At 52.0% G+C, this 4,923-nt stretch carries 6 protein-coding genes; all 6 read right to left on the reverse strand.

What is annotated here, in order from left to right; translation table 11 throughout:
* Window positions 1-12 precede the first annotated feature (12 nt).
* The gene (gene ruvB / locus Q7V06_RS06340; protein WP_304839654.1) at window positions 13-1,002 is read right to left on the reverse strand and encodes a Holliday junction branch migration DNA helicase RuvB; all 990 of its coding nucleotides are present in this window, start codon (window positions 1,000-1,002) and stop codon (window positions 13-15) included.
* A complete protein-coding gene (gene ruvA, locus Q7V06_RS06345) occupies window positions 999-1,592 on the reverse strand; it encodes a Holliday junction branch migration protein RuvA (RefSeq protein WP_304839656.1) in 594 nt (197 codons plus the stop codon). The genes ruvB and ruvA overlap by 4 nt, the downstream gene beginning before the upstream one ends.
* Before the next feature lie 5 nt (window positions 1,593-1,597).
* A complete protein-coding gene (ruvC, locus tag Q7V06_RS06350) occupies window positions 1,598-2,071 on the reverse strand; it encodes a crossover junction endodeoxyribonuclease RuvC (protein ID WP_304839659.1) in 474 nt (157 codons plus the stop codon).
* A gap of 140 nt (window positions 2,072-2,211) precedes the next feature.
* Entirely contained in the window at window positions 2,212-2,409 is a 198-nt protein-coding gene (locus Q7V06_RS06355; RefSeq protein WP_304919562.1) for a YwbE family protein, read from the reverse strand.
* Between the two features lie 61 nt (window positions 2,410-2,470).
* Window positions 2,471-3,901, reverse strand: coding sequence for an NEW3 domain-containing protein (locus Q7V06_RS06360; protein ID WP_304839664.1), 1,431 nt, complete (start codon window positions 3,899-3,901; stop codon window positions 2,471-2,473).
* 5 nt (window positions 3,902-3,906) lie between these two features.
* A partial coding sequence (locus Q7V06_RS06365) for an ABC transporter permease (RefSeq protein ID WP_304839667.1) occupies window positions 3,907-4,923 on the reverse strand: 1,017 nt, incomplete at its 5' end.

Raw genomic sequence — 4,923 nt, forward strand, 5'->3', positions numbered from 1 at the left:
CTTTCTATCAGGTCAAAAATCCTGATGGAGATGCGAAACCGCCGCCTCTGTCGTCTCCCTTCCTTTCGGTGTCCGTTTTAAAAACCCGATCCTGATCAGGTACGGTTCGTACACCTCTTCGATCGTCCGAACCTCTTCTCCGATAGAAATTGCAATCGTCTTGACACCCACCGGTCCTCCTCCAAAGTCATGGGCGATGACCGAGATGATCCTCCGGTCAAGATCATCGAGGCCGATCGGATCGATTCCGAGGATGTCAAGGGCCAGATCTGCCGACTCACGGGTGATCGATCCGTCACCCCGGACCGTTGCATAGTCGCGTACACGCCTGAGAAGCCGGTTTGCGATCCTCGGAGTTCCCCTGCTCCGCTGTGCTATCTCAAGTGCTCCCTCTTCGGTGATTGGTATCTTCAGGATCGCTGCTGATCGTTTCACGATCGAGAGGAGGTCAGGGACATCATAGAGGTTCAAACGGAAGATGAGACCGAACCGGTCACGGAGCGGAGATCCGAGGAGACCGACACGGGTCGTCGCCCCGACCAGGGTGAAACGATCGAGAGGGAGCTGGATTGCACGTGCCCCGGGACCCTCACCAATCATTACATCGATACTGTAATCTTCCATCGCCGGATAGAGGATCTCCTCAACAACCGGGTTTAAACGATGAATCTCATCGATGAAGAGGAGATCGCCTGATGAGAGTGCGGTCAGCTGGGCGGCGAGGTCCCCTGGTTTATCGAGGACAGGTCCTGTCGTGCTCCGGATGGCTGATCCCATCTCGCGGGCGATGATCTGGGCAAGTGTCGTCTTGCCAAGGCCCGGGGGTCCGGAGAAGAGGATATGATCAAGGGTCTCTCCCCGGATCTTTGCCGCCTCGATTGCAATCCTGAGTGCCTCTTTAATCTGGGGCTGGCCAACGAACTCATCAAGGCGTGCAGGCCGGATCGCGGGGTCATCGGTCTCATCCTCGATCTTAACCGGTGTAATGATCCGGTCAGTCATCCTGTCCGCTCCTTCAGGTGGTGGAGTGCCGCTTTAATGATCGTCTGTACTGTTCCTCCGCTGAGATCAGGAGCCACCACTTTAACCGCCTCTTCTGCCTCCCGTTCGGTGAACCCGAGTGATACAAGGGCAGATACCGCATCCGATGCAGGCAGATGGCTCCCGCCTTCAGTAAAGGTGCCCCTCCGCTTCTTCATCGTCTCCTTCAGCTCAAGAATCAGCCTCTTTGCACTTTTTGGTCCGATTCCTGATATTCTTGTGAGGGCTCGTTCATCATCATTGATGATTGCCATCGCAAACTGTTCAAGTGATATCTGGGAGAGGATGTTCAATGCGATCTGAGGGCCGATGCCGGAGACATTGATTAAGATCTGGAAGAGCTCACGCTCGTTTGTCCTGATAAACCCATAGAGTGTTGCTGAATCCTCTCTGAGGAGGAAATGGGTGTGGAGCTTCACCTGACCGGTTGCACCCCTGATCTCCAGAAGGGTTGGCTGGCTCACCTGCACCAGGTAGCCGACTCCACCGACATCGATCACGACCGACTTCTCCCCAACCGATGATACCGACCCGTTGATATGTGCAAACATGAGATTCACCGCAGGGTATGGATATGACAGAGGGCGATTGCAAGACCATCCGCTGCATCATCGGGTTTTGGGATCTCGTCCAGTTTCAGGATTCTTCGCACCATATCCTGCACCTGTTCCTTCTTCGCCCGGCCTGACCCGGATACCGCCAGTTTGATCTGGTTTGGTGTATATTCAACAATTGTGATCCCCTGCTCCTCAGCGGCGAGCAGGATCACTCCCCTTACTTCTGCAACCCTTATAGCTGATGTGACGTTCTTTGTGAAGAAGAGCTCTTCGATAGCGATCTCATCGGGAGAATACTCCCGAAGAAGGGAACTGACCCGGAGATAAATCTCGTGGAGGCGATGGCTCGTTGTCCGGTCGCGGGCGGAGGTCTCGATACACCCATAGGAAAGCGGCAGAATCTCCCGCTCCCGCTTCTCGATGACACCGTACCCCACGCGGGCGATGCCGGGATCTATCCCGATGATGATCATGGTCTATGGATCTTCGGCTCTTATGGTAAATACGGTTATCCCGCGGAGGGCGAATGTGTTCATAACAATCCGGCCTCCGATAGGTGTCATAGAAGCGTCCGTTGGATGAGTCAGATCTCCATCCTCCGGACTATTCAGCATCAGGATTCTGTGATCGAGGTGACTCTGCCGACGGTTCCATCGGCAAGCCTGACCTTTATTCCGTGAGGATGAAAAGAAGAATTTGTTAAAATTGCGGCGACAACTCCATCCGTTCTCTTCCCGCTCCGCTGATCTGCCTTCTGTATCACGCTTACTTTTAATCCGATCACAATATCTGATCGATTCCTGCCATTCATCATGAATATATCTGTTTTCCGGGAGGATAAGGGTATCAGAAGGGGGTCAGATCGATCCCCCTCATCTCCTCTGGTGTCTCCTGAAACCGAGATAGATTCCTCCTCCGACAATTAAAAGGAGCATCACCCCGAGGATTGCGGCAAATGATCCTTCCTTCACCGCGACCCTGAAGTTATCTTCAACGACCGCCTGGTCTGATCCCACCTTCATCGTGAACTTATATTCGCTTGCCACCACGTTTGATGGCGGGATGAGCGAGACATCAAAGACCACTCGTTCACCTGGTGCGATACCGGCAACGGTCTCAGGGAGAATTTCTGCATTCCATCCGGTTGGGGCTGAGATCTTCGGGGTCACCGCTGTTAAGTCGCCTGCTGTTCCTGAGTTTCTCACCGTCACCCGGAAGGTGAGGGGATCTGATCCGGTCGTCTCAAGGATATACTGGTCAAGTGAGACCTCCATTCCATGAGATCCCCGGACTGATGCTTCGATTTCTGCAGTGTAGCGGTCACCACCCGGTGTGGAGATGACCGAGGTGAGTGTATATTCTCCGATCTCCTCCCGGTACTTCGGGGTGATCACCATCTGGATATCTCGTTTATCTCCTGTTCCCAGATAGACCGAGGAGATATCCTGTCCGGTTGTACCTGTTCCTGTTCGGTATCGGACCGACCAGCCTTCCGGCACCCCTTCTGTTCCGAGAGAGAAGGTTGCACCTGCCCGGCCGATATTCTCAAGAGAGAGAGCAATTGTGGTCGAACTGCCGGGTGTCACCGTTACCGCCCGTGTCTCCCATGCAACAGTGAGTGCGGTATCCCGTGTCTGGAGCACACGATCAGAGAGAGTTTCGGTCATGCCTGCCCGCACCTTTGCGGTGACTGCTGCCGGTGAATAATACCCTTCCTTCCTGATAGATACGGTATATTCCCCGGGACTTGCAACTGTCCTCAGGGTTCCGTCACTTGCACTGGTGAGAAGGATCGATTCTCCTCCTCCACGAACCGGTTTCAGTTCAACCAACACCCCACCAACGGCTTTTCCGATCTCATCAACGGTTTTGAGGGTAAGTATGCCGTCCTCGCCTTTATGGGTCTCATCAATCCGGATGGTGAGCCAGAGCGTTGCATCTCCAACATACACCTTCACCCGGTACTCACCGATAGGGGTCTCGGAGTCGGTCTCGATCTCCAGAGTGACCGTCTCCTTGCTGCCTGAGGGGAGGGTGATTTGGGTCACCTCAGATCCATCCTTCCTAAATGTGAAGTCCCAGTCGGTGGTACCGGCAAATGGCTGTACCCAGAGACGACCGGTCTCTCCGGTTCCGGTACTCTCGACTACGATCGGGAAGGAGATGATCGTCCCTGCCTCGACACTCCTGCCTGGAAATGGTGTTGATATCGAGTATTGTTTGGTATAGTCCGTACTTGCCGCACCATCTCCTGTTACAACGATACAAAGGATCAATCCAATAATAAAAATACGACGTATCAAACTGATCACCTGAGATCCAACCGCATAAACCTCATATATGCAATACCAAAGAAGATCGCAGGGAGTGCAAGGAGAGCGATGATATGTGCAATAATCCCATCATCCGAACCGAAGGTGGTTACTGACGAATACATTGCGCTTATTGATTCGCCAGATCCAAAGGTTGATTTAAGCATGAGAGTAGTTGATATCTTCTCAAAATTCATCGTTGGTGAGAATAATGAGGCGGTATCGATTATCGCCTGTCGCCTTGACCACCATGCCTGTATTTCTTCCTGGTATCTTTGAAAATCATCGTCATCAAGACGGATCGACTTTGCTCCTACTTCTCCTTCTCCATATACCGAAACGGTGTCTGAATAGAAGATCTGCGGCATTTTTGGTTGTTCTCCGGCAATTGCATCTGCAACCCCGTGCTGAATAAGAACGGGAAGGAGACTTGAAAGAATGATGAAGATGATGAGCGTATAGATAAGTGCCGCTCCACTCGTCTCTGATAGTGCAGACATACAAAGAGCAATAGCAAAATATGCGATGATCATCAGAAATGCCGAGATCGCAAAGATCATAATTGAGGACCATTCATCACCTGATGGAACAATGCCGGCAATTAACAGAAGAGCAACTGATATCCCTATCGTCGCTGCAAAAACAGCTGCAAGTGCTCCTCCGGCACCGATCGCCTTTCCGTTGATCACTTCATCCCGGAAGACCGGATGTGATAGAAGAATCCTGAGTGTTTTTGCCTCACGTTCACGGGTGATGAGATCGAACCCCACTGTGATCCCAAGGAGTGATCCCATCGTCACAAGGAGGGATCCAACTGATGAGAAGATGATCATCGTGGACGGACGGTAATCCATGAACCCTCCCATAAACTCCTCCCCCTGTGATCCGATAATTGCGAGGTGTTCGTTATATGAGTTAATAATATCCTGGTATTGTGAAATACCGCTTATCATCCCGATAATCATGATGGCAAAGAATATTGCAAATATTGCCAGTATCGTCCTGTTCCGGAA

This window comes from Methanocalculus sp. (assembly GCF_030651615.1).
Lineage (GTDB): Archaea > Halobacteriota > Methanomicrobia > Methanomicrobiales > Methanocorpusculaceae > Methanocalculus.